The organism is Streptomyces sp. NPDC111628, from assembly GCF_055635195.1.
Window position 1 is genome coordinate 903,453 of sequence record NZ_JBVKBZ010000002.1, and the last position, 16,660, is coordinate 920,112.

The 16,660-nt window shown below is 67.3% G+C and carries 15 protein-coding genes and 1 pseudogene; 10 read left to right on the forward strand and 6 right to left on the reverse strand.

Translation table 11 applies throughout. The features are described from left to right. Window positions 1-110 precede the first annotated feature (110 nt). From ACZ7MF_RS11715 to ACZ7MF_RS11725, 3 genes are all read right to left on the reverse strand, one after another. Window positions 111-1,142 (reverse strand): LacI family DNA-binding transcriptional regulator, encoded by a 1,032-nt coding sequence (locus ACZ7MF_RS11715; protein WP_471476075.1) that lies wholly within the window; start codon window positions 1,140-1,142, stop codon window positions 111-113. 169 nt (window positions 1,143-1,311) lie between these two features. Next, window positions 1,312-3,297 carry a glycoside hydrolase family 15 protein gene (locus ACZ7MF_RS11720; protein ID WP_471476077.1) on the reverse strand — a complete coding sequence of 662 codons (1,986 nt, stop codon included), beginning with the start codon at window positions 3,295-3,297 and terminating at the stop codon, window positions 1,312-1,314. Between the two features lie 235 nt (window positions 3,298-3,532). Then, the gene (locus ACZ7MF_RS11725) at window positions 3,533-4,018 is read right to left on the reverse strand and encodes a DUF6415 family natural product biosynthesis protein (RefSeq protein WP_471476078.1); all 486 of its coding nucleotides are present in this window, start codon (window positions 4,016-4,018) and stop codon (window positions 3,533-3,535) included. 189 nt (window positions 4,019-4,207) lie between these two features. Here ACZ7MF_RS11725 and ACZ7MF_RS11730 point away from each other — a divergent pair, with 189 nt between their 5' ends. Continuing rightward, window positions 4,208-5,596, forward strand: coding sequence for a Tat pathway signal protein (locus tag ACZ7MF_RS11730; RefSeq protein WP_471476080.1), 1,389 nt, complete (start codon window positions 4,208-4,210; stop codon window positions 5,594-5,596). Window positions 5,597-5,662: 66 nt separating this feature from the next. After that, window positions 5,663-6,145 carry an SAM-dependent methyltransferase gene (locus tag ACZ7MF_RS11735; RefSeq protein ID WP_471476081.1) on the forward strand — a complete coding sequence of 161 codons (483 nt, stop codon included), beginning with the start codon at window positions 5,663-5,665 and terminating at the stop codon, window positions 6,143-6,145. Between the two features lie 179 nt (window positions 6,146-6,324). Here the strand turns inward: ACZ7MF_RS11735 and ACZ7MF_RS11740 are convergent, their stop codons facing one another. Next, complete coding sequence (locus tag ACZ7MF_RS11740; protein ID WP_471476083.1) at window positions 6,325-7,527, reverse strand: helix-turn-helix domain-containing protein; 1,203 nt, start codon at window positions 7,525-7,527, stop codon at window positions 6,325-6,327. 81 nt (window positions 7,528-7,608) lie between these two features. Here ACZ7MF_RS11740 and ACZ7MF_RS11745 point away from each other — a divergent pair, with 81 nt between their 5' ends. The 7 genes from ACZ7MF_RS11745 to ACZ7MF_RS11775 all read left to right on the forward strand — a co-directional run bounded on the left by ACZ7MF_RS11745 (window position 7,609) and on the right by ACZ7MF_RS11775 (window position 12,215). Beyond that, window positions 7,609-8,277, forward strand: coding sequence for an HAD family hydrolase (locus ACZ7MF_RS11745; RefSeq protein WP_471476084.1), 669 nt, complete (start codon window positions 7,609-7,611; stop codon window positions 8,275-8,277). A 339-nt stretch (window positions 8,278-8,616) separates the two neighbouring features. Next, on the forward strand, window positions 8,617-9,069 hold the full coding sequence (locus ACZ7MF_RS11750) for a hypothetical protein (protein ID WP_471476085.1): 453 nt from the start codon (window positions 8,617-8,619) through the stop codon (window positions 9,067-9,069). 59 nt (window positions 9,070-9,128) lie between these two features. Beyond that, window positions 9,129-9,758 carry a transposase family protein gene (locus tag ACZ7MF_RS11755; RefSeq protein WP_471476087.1) on the forward strand — a complete coding sequence of 210 codons (630 nt, stop codon included), beginning with the start codon at window positions 9,129-9,131 and terminating at the stop codon, window positions 9,756-9,758. Beyond that, window positions 9,755-9,880 carry a hypothetical protein gene (locus tag ACZ7MF_RS11760; RefSeq protein ID WP_280524569.1) on the forward strand — a complete coding sequence of 42 codons (126 nt, stop codon included), beginning with the start codon at window positions 9,755-9,757 and terminating at the stop codon, window positions 9,878-9,880. Before ACZ7MF_RS11755 ends, ACZ7MF_RS11760 begins: the two co-directional genes overlap by 4 nt. A 432-nt stretch (window positions 9,881-10,312) precedes the next feature. Next, window positions 10,313-11,032 carry a glycoside hydrolase family 113 gene (locus tag ACZ7MF_RS11765; protein ID WP_471476088.1) on the forward strand — a complete coding sequence of 240 codons (720 nt, stop codon included), beginning with the start codon at window positions 10,313-10,315 and terminating at the stop codon, window positions 11,030-11,032. A gap of 437 nt (window positions 11,033-11,469) precedes the next feature. Then, window positions 11,470-12,006, forward strand: a complete 537-nt coding sequence (locus tag ACZ7MF_RS11770) for a WhiB family transcriptional regulator (RefSeq protein ID WP_471476090.1) — start codon at window positions 11,470-11,472, stop codon at window positions 12,004-12,006. Then, complete coding sequence (locus ACZ7MF_RS11775) at window positions 12,003-12,215, forward strand: helix-turn-helix domain-containing protein (protein ID WP_471476091.1); 213 nt, start codon at window positions 12,003-12,005, stop codon at window positions 12,213-12,215. Before ACZ7MF_RS11770 ends, ACZ7MF_RS11775 begins: the two co-directional genes overlap by 4 nt. Before the next feature lie 33 nt (window positions 12,216-12,248). On the opposite strand, the gene ACZ7MF_RS11780 is transcribed toward ACZ7MF_RS11775, so the two are convergent. Further along, window positions 12,249-13,379 (reverse strand): tyrosine-type recombinase/integrase, encoded by a 1,131-nt coding sequence (locus tag ACZ7MF_RS11780; protein WP_471476092.1) that lies wholly within the window; start codon window positions 13,377-13,379, stop codon window positions 12,249-12,251. Between the two features lie 587 nt (window positions 13,380-13,966). After that, a pseudogene (locus tag ACZ7MF_RS11785) lies at window positions 13,967-14,452 on the reverse strand (flavin-dependent monooxygenase); the annotation flags it as partial. A gap of 230 nt (window positions 14,453-14,682) precedes the next feature. Here ACZ7MF_RS11785 and ACZ7MF_RS11790 point away from each other — a divergent pair. After that, window positions 14,683-16,602, forward strand: a complete 1,920-nt coding sequence (locus tag ACZ7MF_RS11790) for a DUF2599 domain-containing protein (protein ID WP_471476093.1) — start codon at window positions 14,683-14,685, stop codon at window positions 16,600-16,602. Window positions 16,603-16,660 lie beyond the last annotated feature (58 nt).

The following is a 16,660-nucleotide window of genomic DNA, read 5'->3' on the forward strand; positions in this document are numbered from 1 at the left end:
GCCGTAAACGTGGCGGCATCAGAAAAATAGTGACCGTTCACCTTTCTCGTCAAGACTTCGCAGGGCGAACAGTCACTTTTGCTGTCGCCACCTTTGATGATCGGTGAGATCTAGCGGATTTTCGGGGCAGGGCCGCTTGATCCTCGCGGAATCAGCTCATAGAAGTTGCTTACGCGAATATCTGGTGTGGGTTCGTCTCGGATGGTTGCCAGCAAGGAGAGCATCGCCTGCCTGCCGAGTGACTCGCCGTCACTCTTCACGGAGGAGAGCGTGGGCTGCAAGAACAGGCCGAACTGCTCGTTGTCCCAGCCGAAGACGCTCACATCCTCGGGGACTCGCACACCCCGGTCCTGAAAGCCGCGGATCGCTCCCATGGCGACGTAGTCGTTCGCGGCGAACACGGCAGTGACGCCGCATTCCGCCGGCAGCTCATGGGCGGCACGGTAGCCGGACTCCGCCGACCAGTCGCCGTCCACAATGGCGTAGGACTCCAGGCCGAGCTTCGCGATAGTCTCTGCATAGACCGCGCGCCGGTTGTCCGCAGATGCCCAGTTGTGCCTCCCCGCAATGTGCATGAAGCGACGGTGCCCCAGACTGGCCAGGTAGCGGATGATGTCCTCCGTGGGCCCGCCGTCCGCCATCTCGCCCTGGGAGTGCATGTCGTCGTCGTACTCCCCGAAGACCACCACCGGGTAGCGCTCTTTCAGCTCGTCGGTAACGGGCCCCAGCGGTGTGAACGACAAGATGCCCTCGGCCTGCCCTGAGGCGAACAGCGCCCGGGCGCTCTCCGCTCGCCTGCCTTCCCCGCCCTCGAGGCCGACAACGTCGGTCATGTATCCGGCCTCGCGGGCGGCCGCCGAGGCACCCCTCAGCATGGGGATGGGAACGAAGTCCGTCAGCTCGGGCAGGATGATGGCGATGCGGTTGGACCGGTGGGTCCGCATCGACTGCGCGATGACGCTCGGGTAGTAGTCGAGCTCTGCGATGGCCTGGTCGATCTTGGTGCGGGTGGCAGGCTTCAGGCCCCCGTTATTCCGCAGGTAGCGCGAGACGGTCTGATGGGACACACCCGCGAGCTGGGCGACCTCTCTGATGGTCGCGCGCTTCCTGCGCGGATCCGCCGCATCGACGTGCCTGGTCATCTCTGTTTCTCGCCTTCGTGGGGGTCATCTCCTGCGCCACCGATGTGCACCGCACTGCGAGGATAGAGCGCTCGCAGTGCATCCCCACCGGGAGTTCGTGGGGGCAGTGGGCCTCTGCCGAGGCAGCCGGGCCGCGGCCGGGGGTGCGGCCCTACCGCCGCACGGGCGTTCACAGACGGCTGAGCAAGGTGGCCAGGCAGGGATTGTCGTTGCTGGGACGCCACGCCAAGTGCAGCTCGACCGGCCACCGCCCTGGAACGTCCAAGGCCCGGAAAACGATGTCCGAGTGTCGGTCATGAGCTGCTGCTTCCGGCACCAGTCCAATGCCCCACCCGGCATCGACCATGGCGAGGACACCATCGATCTGCGCTGCGAACTGGGCGTACACCGGTTGCACCCCGGCGTCACGAAAGATTCCGACGAGCAGCTCGTAAAAGTAGCGCGCTTCGACCGGGGCGTACATCAACAGTTCCTGCCCGTCCAGCTCTGCGACCGGCAATGGCCCGGGAGCGGAAGCGAGCCGATGCCGTGCCGGAACTGCGGCGATCAGCTCTTCGCGGAACCGCGGTCGGCTCACCACACCAGGAGGCAGGGCCGAAGGGCGGATGGCTCCTATGTCGAGGGCGCCTTCGGCGATGGCCTGGATCTGGTCGCGGCTGAACATTTCGTGGAGCACGAACCGGGCGCCGGGCAGGGCAGCACGGGCCTCCCTCAGCAGAGGACTCAGAGCCGAACGGGCGCCGACCGCGGTGTACCCCACGCTGACGGTGCCGGTCTCACCGGCGGTGTTGCGCACCGGGTCGAAGCCCTTGTCACAAACCTCCCGGCGGATCGCCGCCCGCAGCTCGACCAGCGGGGCCACGTCGACGTTGAGGGCGCCAGCCTCGGCCAGGCGGATGGTGCGGTCGACCGCCACCCAGGCCATCACCTTGGAATGGACGAAGTGCCGGCGGGCCCCGCGGATCTCCCAGATGCCCTCGTCGGGCTCCCGCCAACGCTGGACCAGGTGCTCGATGAGTCGCTGGTGCAGGACCGCGGTGTCGGCGCAGTGCGCGACACCGCTCTGGTGCGCGAGATACAGGGTGTCGATGATCTCGCCGTACACGTCGAGCTGGAGCTGGTCCGCAGCCCCGTTCCCGACCCGTACGGGGGCCGAGCCCTCGTACCCGGGAAGCCAGGGGAGCTCCCGCTCCCGCAGGTCACGCTCCCCGGTGATCCAGTACATGATCTGCAGATTCTCCGGGTCTCCGGCCACGGCGCGCAGGAGCCATCGCCGCCATGCCTGTGCCTCCTGCCGGTATCCGGTCCCCAGCAGCGCGGCAAGCGTCGTGGCGGCGTCGCGCAGCCAGGTGAAGCGGTAGTCCCAGTTCCGGTCGCCGCCGATCTCCTCGGGAAGCGACGTGGTCGGCGCCGCGACGATCCCGCCGCTCGGCCCGTAGGTCATGGCCTTCAGCGTGATCGAGGACCGGACCACGGCCTCGCGGTAGGGCCCGTCGTAGGTGCACTCCTGCGTCCAGTCCTGCCAGAAGGCGAGCGTCTCGGCGAGGGCGGTCTCGGGGGCAGCAACGTCAGGGGCGGCTGCATGGGACGGGCACCAGCTCAGTACGAACGCCACACTCTGGTCGGCGGCGATGGTGAAGGCGCTGACGACGACGCCGTCCTTCTCCACCTGCGGGACGCAGGTGTCGAGCCACAGAGCGTCCGCGCCGGCCTCCGCGACCATGCGGCCCTCGACCTCGTGGATCCACGGGCTGACGCTGCCGTACCCCGGCCGAGGACGCATGGCCGAGACCATCTCCACTTCGCCAGTCAGGCCCTCAGCGATCCGGATCACCTGCGGGGCCCCGTCGCGCGGCGGCATGAAATCCAGGACCCGGACCGAACCAGTCGGGGTACGCCACAGCGATTCGAGAACGAGCGAGTCACCGCGGTACCGGCGCTCAGCCACTCTCCCGGAGCCGGGCCGGCTTGCGGACGAGCCCGGGGCGATCTGCCAGGTGCCGTGCTTCTGTGTGCCGAGCAGACCGGCAAACACGGCCGGTGAATCGAAGCGGGGCAGGCACAGCCACTCGATCGTGCCGTCGTCGCAGACGTGGGCGCTGGTCTGCGTGTCGCCGATCAGGCCGTACTGCTCGATACGCGGAAGGCGTTTCATCGTGTGTGGATCTCCGTTAAGCCCCGCTGGTCTGGGGGGTGTTATCGGGGCCGCCGGAGCGGCCGGGGACAGGCCGGGAGCCAAGGAGTCAGCGGTCACCGCGGGGACGCAGGCTCGCTCGGAGGTGGTGTAGAGGCCCTGTCTGCGGGATCGAGGCCAGTTGCACGAGTGCCTCGGCACACCGGCCACGCCATCGCGACGAGGATCAGTCCGATGAGGAGCGCTCCGGTGAGGGTCATGTCCGGGGCACCGAAGCGGCCCACACCAGGCCGGTGAGGGCGACGGCGACGACCGCACCTCGCAGCACGTTGATCTGCGGCGTCCATCGAGCCAACCTCCGTGCCGGTCGACTCGCTCCGACGTCGTCCAGCCGGATCTTCGCGATGAGTTCCTGCGTTGCCTCGGCGAGTCTGACGAGGTGCACCCGACTGGGCAGATAACCCTCCGGGAGCCCGACCGAGCAGAGTTGCTGCGCACGGAGCAAGGCCGGCTCTTGCGAAGGCATCAGGGTTCCGAGCTGGTTGACGTGCCCTCGCAGGCGCAGGACGAGGTCCTCCACATCGGCGGCGGTCTCGGGCACCGGGGAGTCCTCGCCCAGCACGAGCGTCACCGTCTCCGTCGCGGACACCGCTTGGTCACGCCCGGCGCCCCTCTCACCGAGGCTCCGGTCCTGACCACTGCGTTGGCAGAACGCCCGGCGAGGGGCCAGCGAGAGACGCATGACACAACTCCTAAGTAGATCGAGCCAAGTTGAGTGAGAAACGCCGTGCACTGCAGTCGGTCGTCGTGCATGGTGAGTGATCCGGCCGCTACGTTGAGCGAACCGCGAATCCCCGCTGAGGGGTATGCCTGCGCGGCCCGCAAGGCCGTCAAAGGCGTCAAAGATCATTTCGGACCCGAGGGGCACCCCATGGCCCGTGAGCGAAACGTCGCCCTCGCCGCACTCCTGCGCGAAGCGGGCTGGTCCCAGCCCCAAGCAGCCGCCGCCGTCGCTCGTGTCGCCGCGGAGAGCGGTGCTCGCGAATTGGAGGCCATCTCGCGCTCGCACATTGCCATGTGGGTCCAGGGAACCAAGCCCAGCGGACGAGCGCCCCATATCCTGCGTGAGACGCTGTCCCGCAGGCTCAGCCGCCGCCTCACCCTCGCTGACCTCGGGCTGGAAGACGGGCCGACAGGCTCGCCCGACAGCAGTTCCGACTGGAGCGTCGACCCTCTGACCGTGCTGGCCGAGCTGGGAAGCGACGACCTGGACATGCACCGACGCAAGCTGCTGGCGACCGCCGCGTACTCGGCCGCCGGCCTCACTCTGCCCGCGAGCTCGTGGTGGACAACCGCCCCAGCCGCGGCAGCATCGCGCCCAGCAGTATCCCCACGGCTGGTAACACAGGCCGACATCGACGACGTCCGCAACCTGACAGCCTTCCACTCCGCGCGGGACCAGCAGCGTGGTGGAGCCTCGGGGCGCTCGGCCCTGGCCGGCCACCTTCGCGACGAAGCGGTGCCACTGCTGGGCAGCAGGTTCCGAACAGAACGGCACCGCCGGGACACGTACTCGGCCGTGGCAGAGATGACCTACATCGCTGGCTGGATGGCGTTCGACGCCTCCGAGCACCGCACCGCCCAGCGCTACCTCACCCTCGCCGCCCGCATAGCGGCCGAAGCCGGCGACGGACCGCTGGGCGGCCACATCCTGCGCGCCCTCGCCCACCAGGCAGTCGACCTCGGACACCCACGAAGGGCCCTCGACCTGGCCGATGCCTCCATGGCCCGCACCCACTACGGCCAGGCCAGCTCGCGCGAGAAGGCCCTGCTCTCCATCGTCCACGCCCGTGCTCTGGCCGCCGACGGCGACAGGCCCGGCACCCTCGCGGCCATCAGCCGAGCAGAGCGGGACCTCGCCCGCGCCGACAACGAGGACGCCCCCGACCGCGTCGGCTTCTTCCAGGAAGCCTCTCTCGCCCACGAAACTGCCTGCGCCCTGCGCGACCTGGGCAACCCCGTCGAGGCGGAGATCTATTTCCAGCGCAGCGTCCGCACTCGCCGCCGGCAGCAGTACGCCCGCACCCACAGCGTGACACTCGGCTACCTGGGTGCCGTCCAGGTCCAGCAAGGACGTCTCGACGAGGCATGCGGTACCTGGGGGCAAGCCCTCGATGCCATGGTCGGCGTCCAGTCCGGCCGCGCTCGCGACGTCATCGTCCGCATGCAGAGCGACCTGTCGCCCGTCCGGCAACGCGGAGGCCGCCACGTTGTCGAATTGGACCGCCGGGCACGGGAAATGCTGCGCGCCATAGGCTGACCACAGGGCAGGTCCGCAGCCGGCGGCTGCTGAACACGCGACTTCATGGGAGAGGAACGAGCGCCGATGGCAACGTACGAGGTCGAGTCGATCGCAACGGTGGTCGGGGGCCACATCCGCGTTCGGGACGATTACCAGGGCGGGGTCGAATCGATCATCCGGCTCAACGACGAGTACCCTCTCGAAACGCTGCGGGGCATCGAGGAGTTCTCCCATTTGACGGTGACGTGGCGCTTTCACCTGGCACAACCTGAGGATGTGCAACTCCACGCCCGCAGCCCCCGAGGCAACCCGCAGTGGCCGGCGACCGGAACCTTCGTTCACCGGAATCACCGACGGCCCAACCAGTTGGCCGTCAGCTACCCGCAGTTGCTTAGCGTGGATGGCCGCGACCTCCTGGTGACGGACCTCGACGCGGTCGACGGGACACCGGTCGTGGACGTGGCCCCGTACTTTCAGGAAATGGGCCCCCGAGGAGCCGTCCGGCAACCGGCCTGGCCGGGCGAGATGCTCGCAAGCTACTGGTGTGACGCGTCGAAGCGTCCGTAGACAGGCTTGCCGCGATTTCTCGCGCATCCGCACGGTAGCCGTTGCCAACGGTGCGCTCGCGGGTTCGCTAGGCATGTCCCTGGCCTCCCAGGTCGCGGTGATCCGTCCCACACCAACGACCGTAGGAAACAGCGGGCAATCACACCCGAGCTGTCAGCTCGGGTGACCCAGCGGCTCGCTCACACCAGGCCAATCCGTTCGGCCATCTTCTCTGCCTGCCGGGCTTGCATGGCCCGTGCCCTACGGATGACCGTGAGCACTAGTTGGCGGGCGAGGGGGTTGCGCGCGAGATCCTCGGGCGCGAGCGTCTCTAGCTCCCGCAGGGTCAGCAGCGTGGCCGCGTCGTCGCGGCGTTGAGAGTGGCAGGCAGCTACCTCCAGACCGAACGTGAACTCCCGTTCCACAGAGGGCAGTCCCTCGGTATCGATGGCGTCCGCTGTGTGCAGGGCCTCGCCGGTCTCACCCGCCTCCATGTCGATGGACAAGGCGTGCAACGCCACATTGGTCGGTCCGAAGACGGTCCAGGCCACGTTGCTGTCATCGGGCACCCGGCGGGCTGCAGGTGCCGCGTGTTGCTTTAGCCGCTCGCGTGCTTCCCACCACCGGCGGCGGCGTGCTGCGCCGACCACGGCGACGAGTTGGAGGGCGCCGCCCATCGCCACCTGCTCGACATTGGGCATCGTCGTTGCGGCGACCTGCTCGGCCGCGCAGAGCGCCAGCTCCTCCGCCTCTGCTGGCTGGCCGGCAGCGAGCAGGACGTGGCCTAGATTCCATTGGGCGGCGGCGATGCGCAACGGATCGTCGGCGTCCTCAGCAGCGCGCTGGGCTCGGTCGGCCGCGATGGTGGCCAAGTCCACGCGGCCGGTGCGTCGCAAGTACGACCGGAGCAGACAGTAAAGGTCGGCCGCTGCCCGCAGCACGCCTCGCCGTTCGGCCGGGTCGTTACCGGCGCGGGCGGCCCGGGCGGCGTGCTCGACATCGCCAACTAGGTCGGGCAGCGTCTCGGTAGCCTCCGTGAATCGGGTGCCGCTCGTCTGCCAGGACTGCCAGGCGGCCTCCACACGGTCCCGCAGTACAGCCGCCGGAACCGGGGCGGTACTGCGGGGCGGACCATATCCGAGGAAAGCACGACCGACCGCGGCCTCCGCCGTATCTGTCGACTCAGCCTCCACGGGCGCTTGCTCGGACAGCAGTGCTGCGGCCGGGACCCCCAGTTCCTGGGCGAGGGCGTACAACATGGGCACCGATGGAACCTTCAGCCCGCGTTCGATCTGCGACAGATAGTCCGGACTGATACCGACCAGTCCAGCGACTGCGTCCTGCCGACGGCCGCCGCGGTAGTGCCTGATGCGGTCCCCGATGGGGAGGTCTGCTGCAACCATGTGTCCGCTCCTCGTTGCTTCTTCCGAGCGTAGGGTGCCGGATGCACGGGGACCCTGCTGTTCTACAGAAAGGAGCTGCCGGTGCCAGAACTGGTGCTGTGGGACATCGACCACACACTCATGGCCACAGGCGGGCTGGGCCGCGAGCTGTGGGCCGACGCATTCGAGCAGGTGACAGGATTCGCGATGCGTGAGCAGGCGTCGGTCACGGGGTCGACGGAGCGTGTGATTCTGCGGGAGACCGCGCGGCTCCACGGTCTCGACTACGACGAGGAGCTGTTTACCCGGTTCGCTGACGCGCTCGGCACGGTGCACGTTCGGCGCGCAGCCGAGCTGCGCGAGCGTGGCCACGCACTGCCCGGTGCCGCTACGCTTCTCGCTGCCCTCGATGAGCGGGGCGTGCGGCAGTCAGTCGTGACCGGCAACGTGCGGCTGGCAGCCGAGGTGAAGTTGGCCACGTTCGGTCTGGACTCGTACCTTCGGCTCGAAGAGGGCGCCTACGGGGAGGACGGTGAGGAACGCCCCGAACTGCTGCGCCTCGCGCTGGAACGCGCAAACGTCACTGGGCCCAAAGCGGTGTTCCTTGGGGACACCCCGGCGGATGTGGCGGGCGGGCGCGCAGCTGGCGTGCGGACGATCGCGGTCGCCACCGGCAAGACCTCGACGGACGAACTGAAGGATGCGGGTGCCGAGTCCGTGCTCGATGGTCTAGCCGATACTGCGCAGGTACTCGCCGTGCTCCGGGCATAACGAAGGTGGCGTGTTCTTGGGCCCAGCGGTGGGAGAAGTTTCAGGCCGATGGCAGGCTCTCAAGGACGCGGCTGTGGATGGCCTCGGTGATCTCTATGCCAGCCGGGTGGGACAACCAGCGCCCGCAGGGTGAGAGAGGCGACGAAGCCGAGAGTGCCGCTCGCAATAGCAGTGAGCCTCCGCCAACCTGAAAGTCCAAGGTCAGCAGGGCTAGTGTGACCGTGCTCTGGAGGGCTCCTGCTGGTCGTGGCCGACAGTCCGCGCCGTAGATCGTCCGTCACGGGGCGGCTTGCCGGTTTCCCGCTCGCGGCGGGCAAGCGGCCTTCTACGATCCGGTGTATGGATCCCGAGTTGCTGGAACGGATCACCGCGCGGCGTGCGGAACTGGACGGACTCGAAGAACAGCTGGCAAGGCAGCTGGCGGAGGTCCGGGCCGAGCGAGACGAACTCGCCGTCGCTGAGAAGGTCCTGGAGCGGATGAGCGAGCAGCTTGCCGAGGAGCGGGCCGCCTCCGCGCCGACGCCCGGGCAGGTGGCTGGCCGGGCGGTGATGATGATCCCGCACCGCGCACCGGACGTGGAGGAGACCATGCTTCCGCCGGACTACCAGCGCATTCTCTCCGTCGTGCGGCAGGCCGCCGGGCCGGTCATGGCCCGTGAGGTCGGCGAGGTGGTGGGCGTGGACGTCAGTGTGAGGAGCAAGCTGGAGCCGCTGCGCGGGAAACTGGTCAGACTGGTCGACCGCGGCTGGCTGCGGAAACAGCCCGACGGCAGGTTCACCGTCCGGCTGTGACCCGGGCAGTCGCACCAGGCACTGCTGAGCGGGCGTAACCGGGGTGCCGCCGACGGCCGTTGGAATTGTGTGACGAGGACCGAAGAACGCGCGCCGGGGACACCTGCCCGCTTGTCTATCAGTGCCGTCTGTCGCTGTCCACGCGCACCGTCAATCACCTCGCCGACCTGCTGCGGCGTCATCTGAAGGCGATCCGGTCCAGGTGGCGGATCCTGTCGCCCGGGAAGATCGCGGTAATCGTCCTGGCCGTACTTCGCCACGACCAGCGCCTGGCCGACATGGCCGGCGGCAACAACATCTCCGAGTCCACCGTCCGCCGCTGGCGGGACGAGATGATCGCCCTGCTCGCCGCGCAGGCCCCGCGCCTGGACCGTGCCTTGAAGACGATCGCCCGCCAGGGTGGGGAGGCCGTCCTGATCGAGGGCACCCTCGTCCACACCCAGCGCCGAACCGGGAAAGCCGACCGCAAGAACTACTCCGGCAAGCACCGCCAGCACGGCCTGCACTTCCTCGCCCTCACCGACGAGAGGGGCCGCCTGATCTGGATCTCCGCCGCCCGGCCCGGCCGCACCCACGACAACACCGCCGCCCGCCACGACCACATCCTGGCCCACCTGCGCGCCGCCGCCTCGGGGCGCTGGCCGACCTCGGCTTCCGCGGCCTGGACAACGACATTCACGCCCCCGTGATCGTCACCGGCTTCGCCGCCACCCGCGCCCACAAGCTCACCCCGGGCCAGAAGGAAGCCAACCGTGTCCTCGCCGTCGGACGTGCACCGGTCGAGCACGGCTTCGCCCACCTCAAGAACTGACGGACCTTGACCAAGCTTCGCACCGATCCCGCCCACGCCACCCGCCTCCTGCGTGCACTGCTCGTCCTGACGAATCTGGAAGTCAACCGCTGAGACAACACCGCATGGAGTTTCCGGCGACATCACCTTCGGGAGCCGCCCTCTGGCCAAGAACCCCAAGCGCGGCTTTGACTTGCTCGAACACGGCAACGGCAGTGAAGGGACACGGACGTGCGCGCACGGGGCATCAACTACGACACAGGGTTCCTCCCAGGGGAACAACTCTCCCGCAAGAGCTTCACCTCTGAGACGGTCCGGCACGACATGGCGGTGATCTCCAGAGATCTCCACTGTGACGCCGTTCGGATCTCGGGACGAGAGCCCGAACGGTTGAGCATCGCTGCAAGACACGCTGCAGACACCGGCCTTGAGGTCTGGTTCGCCCCCTTTCCCGTGGACCTTCCCCGCGACCAGTTGCTCCCGTTCTTCGCCGACTGCGCAGCCCGGGCCGAAGCCGTACGGGAGGCCGGCACCGAAGTGGTGTTCGTCGCCGGCTGCGAGATCAGCGCGTTCTGCGGCGGTTTCCTCCCGGGCGACACCTACGGCGACCGCCTTCGGGCCATGGCCGACGCCGACATGGAGTGGTGGTCCTCCCTCGGACCGGTGCAAAAGCGCCTCAACGACTTCCTCGCCCAGATCGCCGCGACCGTCCGTACGCACTTCCGCGGGAAGATCACCTACGCCTCGGCTCCCTGGGAGTTCGTCGACTGGGATGCGTTCGACCTCGTAGGCATCGACGCCTACCGGGCCGCCTACAACGCCGACAACTTCCGTGAAGAGCTGCGTGGGCACCTCGCCCACGGCAAACCCGTCGCGGTGACCGAGTACGGAACCTGTGCGTACCACGGCGCGGGAGAACGTGGCGGCATGGCCTGGCAGGTGCCGCACGGCGCGGTCCCGGACGAAGACGAGCAGGCGCGCTACCTCACCGAATTGCTGGACATCTTCGAGGAGGAAGGCGTGGACACCGCGCTCTGGTTCACCTTCGCCGGTTACAGCAGGCCCGGGGAGCGAGACCTTGGCTCCTACGGCGTCGTCCGGATGCTCGACGAGATGCGCTGGGAACCGAAGAAGGTGTTCCACACGATGGCAGCCAGATACCAACGCAGCTGATCGACCAAGATCTCCGGCCTTTGGCAGCACCCGCTTCACAGCCCCCGATCACCGTCACGCTGGGGTGCGGGGTGACGGATGATCTACTGCACAGACTGCCGCCCGCGACCAGCATGAGCACCCCGAACTACCGTCACACCAGCCCTTTGACCGGCGCCTTCAAGTTGGCGGAGCCTCAGTGGATGAGGTTCTGCTGTCGGCGCTGGTAAGCAGAGGCAGGCCGCGTGACAAGAGACGCGTGGCGGACAAGCCTGCGGGCGGAGGCACTCCGTCGGCCACGGTTGACCAACAGGGGCGGATCGAAGGCGTGGCGAGGCCGGCCAACATAGCCGACGATCGCCGGTTAGCAAAACCGGCGCATGTACAGATGCTTGTGTCTCTGCCGACCGCCTCGGGTCGACAGGTTGCACGTAGGCATCGAACAGGAAGCGCCGGTGATGAGCGAAGAACGCCCCGCTATCAGGGCTAGAGGGGACCAGACCTGGCAGCAGAGGGCTGCATGCGCCAGGGCAGCTGAGGTGATAAGAGACCCTGATCTCTTCTTTCCCAGCCCGCTCGCCGACGAGGAGAATATTCGGCTCGCAAAAGGAGTCTGCTCATCCTGCGCAGTGAGGAAGACGTGTCTCGAAGCGGCGTTGGAATGCAGGGACGCTGCGGGCATACGAGGCGGCCTGACGGAGGCGGAGCGTCGGGCTGTCCGGCAGAAGTTCGACCTGCGATGTGATCCCGCTAGAGTCGCGGCAGCGCTGGCTGGGAGGGATGTGCATCTCACCAGGGTGGAAAAGGAGGAGCTGATCCGGTGGGCTGTGGGGTCTAACACGTCGACTCCGCGGCTCGCCAGTGTCCTCAAAGTTTCCGAGGCACATGTGCATAAGTTGCTACGTCGGGAGCGTCGTACCGGCAGCGACGTCGATGCCGATGGCTCGGTGGGCACCTCAAGCACTGGGGAAGCTTCAGCCGAGGCGGCGGCATGAGCGGAACTGGGCTGGATGGAGAAGCTCGGTATGAGGCGAGGCGCCGGTACCTGGGAGTTGACGAAGCAGCGTCCTACCTCAACGTGAGTCGACGTTGGATGTATCGAGACTCTCAACGTCACGGTCTACCACGATACTACTTCGGTGGAATGCTCAGATTCAGAGTTGACGACCTGGATATTTGGGCTCGTCAACAAAAGGTCCTCTGAAGGGGGGCGGGCATAGGCCCGCCCCCCTTCGTGCTACAAGCCTTCGTTCAAGAGCCTCGCTGCGCGCCCGATCGATGCTGGCATCAGGTGTCGATAGATCTTGAATGTCATGTTTATATTCCTGTGCCCCATCCATTCGGCAACGTCCGTGATGGGTATCCCTCTGGCCAGGCAGTTGGATGCAAAGAAGTGGCGCAGGGAGTAGGTGGTGAACCTCCTGGTGATTCCTGCCCGCTTCTTCGCTGCGCTCCATTGATAGTCGAGCGTCGAGTGACCCCAGTGGGAGGAGCGCTGGGTTCGCAGAAGATAGCCGTTCGTGTCAGCGCCGTGCTCCTTCTCGAACCTGAGCAGGGCGTCTCGGACGGTCGATGGCATCGGCGCTTCGCGGAACTCTCCGAGCTTCCGATGCTTGAGAGGTGCCCGCTCGCGCGTCTTCCCTTCAATCTGTTCGGTGATGCGGTAGACGTCGTCGGCGACAATTCGTTCCATGTTCGCGGCGTATGCCTCCCCGTTGCGGAGACCGCAGCCGGACATGAGGTCGATCAAGAGTCGAAGGCCGTTGCTGCTGGCGGCCTTGAGGGCGTGGATCTCGTCCAAGGTCGGAATGGTGATCTTACGAGGGATGTACTCAGGCGGGACTACTCCTTCGAATGGGTCCTCGGCGATACCGCCGCGACGTCGCGCGTCGAGAAGGATCTTCTTCAGGGTGTCGAAAGCGTTCTGTTGTGCTGCCAGTCCAACGGATCGTTCCTCCAACGACATAATGAAGTCGTCGACCACCGTCGCCGTGAACGTGTTGATCCGCCGAGACCCGAGCACTGGCAGAATCTGTCGGCTGAGTATCTGGTTGACCGTGCGTATGCTGCTGGGTGCGTAATGACGTTGCCGGGTGAGCCAGGCGGCAGCGTAGGGTCCGAAACGTTGCTTGCCGATCTCACGCTTGAGTTCGGCCTGAGTCCGAGGAGTGGTCCGTTTCTCGTCGTAGACCTTGGTCAGTCGGTCGAGGGCCGCCTGCTGTGTTGAGAACCCGGTCTCCTCGCGTTGCCGCCCGGCGGCATCGCGGTAGCGAATGGCGTACGGGTGCGCGCAGCGGTTCTGTCGGGCGCAGGCGCAGATTTTAAAGAAGCTGCCCATTCCGCGAACGAGTTGGGTCGCCAAGTGCACGTCTCCTGACTCATGCTGGGAGTTTGCTGACCAAGGGCCTCCGAGCATGGGCCTGACCTGCGGCCGCACCAAACTACGGGACGTTGATCAGCATCCTCAAGGGTATCTCCTAGGCAGGTTGGCAGTGGGCGTTTGACCTGTGTTTTTGCTGGTCGGAGTGGTGGCGGTACTGATGCTGATTCCATGCCGGCTTTGGTGACGCAGCGTCAGGCATTGGCGGCAAGTCGACGACAGATCGGCAAGAGTCCCGCAGGGGCAGTATCGACCTTGCGACCGCGAAGGTCACGCGAGGCGACGTCTGCCGAGGCCAGGGATTACCGGACTGGCAGATACGACCGAAGCGCAGGGGCGGTCACACGCCTGCTCCTGCCTCAAAGGGCCGCCGCTCGCCACTACCGACACGCTGCTCGCGCGAGGCCGAGCGAGTGGGGACGCGGCAACAGCGGAGCCACCCGCTCCTACCGGTCGTCCGGAACAAGATCAGCACGCTCCCGGACGCCCTGCCCACCGTGACCGCCAACGGCAAGACCCGCAGCTCGACTCTCTCGTAAGGCGTCTGGTGGTGTGTTGGCGGGACGGGTATCGGATCAGGTCAGGTGCGGTGGGACCCAGGCGTGGTGCCGAAGGATCATGTGTGTTGCGGCGCGGGAGGGGGTCAGCCGCATCGCCGTGTTCCGCAGGGCGACGGCCAGTGGGTGGGAGAGCTGCTGGCCCATCCGCCCGGCCTGCCGCGCGGCCCGCGCGACGGCCTGGCTGCGCGGTCGGCGCTCGGCGTCGTAGCGAGCGAGCGCGGCCTTCACGCCGGCCTCGGTGGCCAGCGCGGTCCGGCCGACCGTGTACGAGGGGAGCGGTGTGCGGAGTTCGTTGACGTCGTGGTGCAGCACGGCGGCGGGCCGGGTCGCGTCGAGCAGGGCGGGGATCGGATCGTGCCAGGTGTCGAACCGTCTGCGCAGTTCGTCCAGTGGGTCGGCGAACCGCGTCCCGGCGGGGAGGCTCAGGACGGCGTGCCACTCGGCGCGCCCGTCGTGGAAGGCGATGTGCCCGAACTCGGCGCCGCGCCCCCAGGTCAGCTCGAGTCGAAGGCCTGGTCGCCGCCGCCCTGCGTGAGGACCCGGGCGTCCGGGTCCCTCCGAACTCGGCGAGGCCGCCACCGCACCTGCGAGGCGAAGCGCTGAAGCAGGAAGCGCTTACTCCGGGTGGGCGCATCCGGTGAAGACCTCTCGCCCGGCGGCGCGCTGGGTGGTCACTTCGGGGCCGCGCTTCGATCCTCGGGCTACGTCGTTCCGGAAGGGAAGGTATGTCGATGCGAAGACGAACACTGCGGACACTGGTCACGCTCTGCGCGGCATCGGGGCTGCTGGCGTTACCCGCCGGCCTGGCCCCCACGGCGCACGCGGCGACTTCGTCCGATGTCGTACGCAATGAGGACGGGCAGTTCCTGGCCAAGGCGGAGTTCAACTCGGGGCTGCACTACTACCACCACAACGGCAAGCCCGGTCCCGGAGTGAACTCCTTTCAGGTCCTGGACCGTTGCGGGGACGGTCTGATCCCCCGAGTCACCTGGACGGAAGACACGAGGACCCGCATCGCGACCCTGACGGACGAGTGCCTGCTGCCCGGATTCCCCTATCGCACCCACACGGTGAAGACCGGCTACGCCCCCGAGATCATGGAGGAGACAACCTGGTACGTGTCCCTGGTGGACGCGAACGGGGAACTCCAGTACACCGGGGACGCCTATCTGGACGACTGGATGGGGTCGTACTCTCACGACACCGGCTCGGAGTTCTTCGTCCACTCCAGCGTCTATCGCGACGAGTTCGGTACCACCGGCCAGGACACCGTCATCGCGTCCATCGTGCCGACCACGGACGCGTACGGACGCGTCGGCTCGGTCAACGAGGTCTGGGACGAGCTCCTGGAACGCACCCCGCTGCCCCCGGGCATCACCGCGGACCAGAACGAGTCGATGCTCAAACAACTGGCCTGCCACCTGCTGTATGCCATACCGGGGCAGACCGGCGGCCCCACATGGGATCTGGAGGCGGAACACCCGAACATTCCGTGGGAGGAGGTGCTGGATCCGAGCAAGGTCCTGGACCACGAGTGCAACTGGGGCTTCGACGGGGACCGGTTGCCCACCATCCCTCCCGTGAACGGCGATCCGGACGACGCATCCCCGTTGGTGCATGCCGGGCCCGACACCACCGGGGACGAGGGCTCACAGGTGCGGCTCGACGGGGCTGCCTCCGACGACGGCGGCCGTCCGGAAACCGAGTGGTCCTACACCGCGGGCGAGGACGTGGACGCCGGTACCACCTGCACGTTCACGGACAAGTCGAGCGTGGACACCGGGTTCACCTGTACCGATGACGGCACGTTCACCGTCACGCTGACCGCTGACGACGGCGTGAACCGTCCCGTCAGCGACAGCGCGCGGGTCACCGTGAACAACGTCGCCCCCGTGATCAGCGTGACTGGCCCGGAGGACTGGTCGGTGCACCGGGTGAGGAGTGAGCTGTCAGTGCGGGCGACGTTCACCGATCCCGGCTCCAACGACACCCACACGTGCGAGGTCACCTGGGACGACGGACAGGTATCCACCTTCGACGCGACAGACGGTGCCTGTGACGCCGGGCACCGCTTCGACCGTGCCGGAATGAACACGATCAAGGTGGAGGCGGCCGACGACGACGGCGGCTCTGACAACGGACAGACCATGGCCGTTGTCTACGATCCCAGGGCCGGGCTGCTGACCGGACTCGGCACTGTCGACGGGAGTGCCTTCACTGTGGCCGGCAAGTACCCGTCCGCAGGTTCTACGGTGCCGGCGGGGGCCGTCGTACTGAGCGTTCCCACGGAGGACGGGCGCCTGAAGGTCGTGTCCACGAAGCTGGAGTGGCTGGTGATCACGCCGGACGGCAAGGCGGCAGTGAAGGGCGAGTCCGCCCATCACGGCTTCCTCGGGTACGCGGAGGCAGGCAGGTTCCGGGGGGTGGTCTGGCCCCTCTCCGCGGGAGACGTCCCGCCTGAGCAGCCGTTGTACGACACCAGCCCAGGGGCCGGCTGGGACATCGACCAGGCTGAACCGAAGAGGGTGACGGCCGGGGTGATGATCATCGACTCGGGCTGGATTCCAGGGCTTCCGGGACTTCCGCAACTGCGCGGCACCGAGGGCCTGGACGACACGCTGCGGGGGATCGGGCTCGACCTCGGCCGCTGAGTGCAGCGCTGTAGCCATGACGGCGGCGGGTGGGGGCGGCAGAGCCGGCCCCCCGGCT

Bases quoted from the DNA above. Each gene is read 5' to 3' on its own strand.
- ACZ7MF_RS11720 (WP_471476077.1), bottom strand. From the start codon at position 3,297: ATGAAACGCCTTCCGCGTATCGAGCAGTACGGCCTGATCGGCGACACG.
- ACZ7MF_RS11770 (WP_471476090.1), top strand. From the start codon at position 11,470: ATGAGCGAAGAACGCCCCGCTATCAGGGCTAGAGGGGACCAGACCTGG.
- ACZ7MF_RS11750 (WP_471476085.1), top strand. From the start codon at position 8,617: ATGGATCCCGAGTTGCTGGAACGGATCACCGCGCGGCGTGCGGAACTG.
- ACZ7MF_RS11740 (WP_471476083.1), bottom strand. From the start codon at position 7,527: ATGGTTGCAGCAGACCTCCCCATCGGGGACCGCATCAGGCACTACCGC.
- ACZ7MF_RS11790 (WP_471476093.1), top strand. From the start codon at position 14,683: ATGCGAAGACGAACACTGCGGACACTGGTCACGCTCTGCGCGGCATCG.
- ACZ7MF_RS11725 (WP_471476078.1), bottom strand. From the start codon at position 4,018: ATGCGTCTCTCGCTGGCCCCTCGCCGGGCGTTCTGCCAACGCAGTGGT.
- ACZ7MF_RS11715 (WP_471476075.1), bottom strand. From the start codon at position 1,142: ATGACCAGGCACGTCGATGCGGCGGATCCGCGCAGGAAGCGCGCGACC.
- ACZ7MF_RS11775 (WP_471476091.1), top strand. From the start codon at position 12,003: ATGAGCGGAACTGGGCTGGATGGAGAAGCTCGGTATGAGGCGAGGCGC.
- ACZ7MF_RS11735 (WP_471476081.1), top strand. From the start codon at position 5,663: ATGGCAACGTACGAGGTCGAGTCGATCGCAACGGTGGTCGGGGGCCAC.
- ACZ7MF_RS11730 (WP_471476080.1), top strand. From the start codon at position 4,208: ATGGCCCGTGAGCGAAACGTCGCCCTCGCCGCACTCCTGCGCGAAGCG.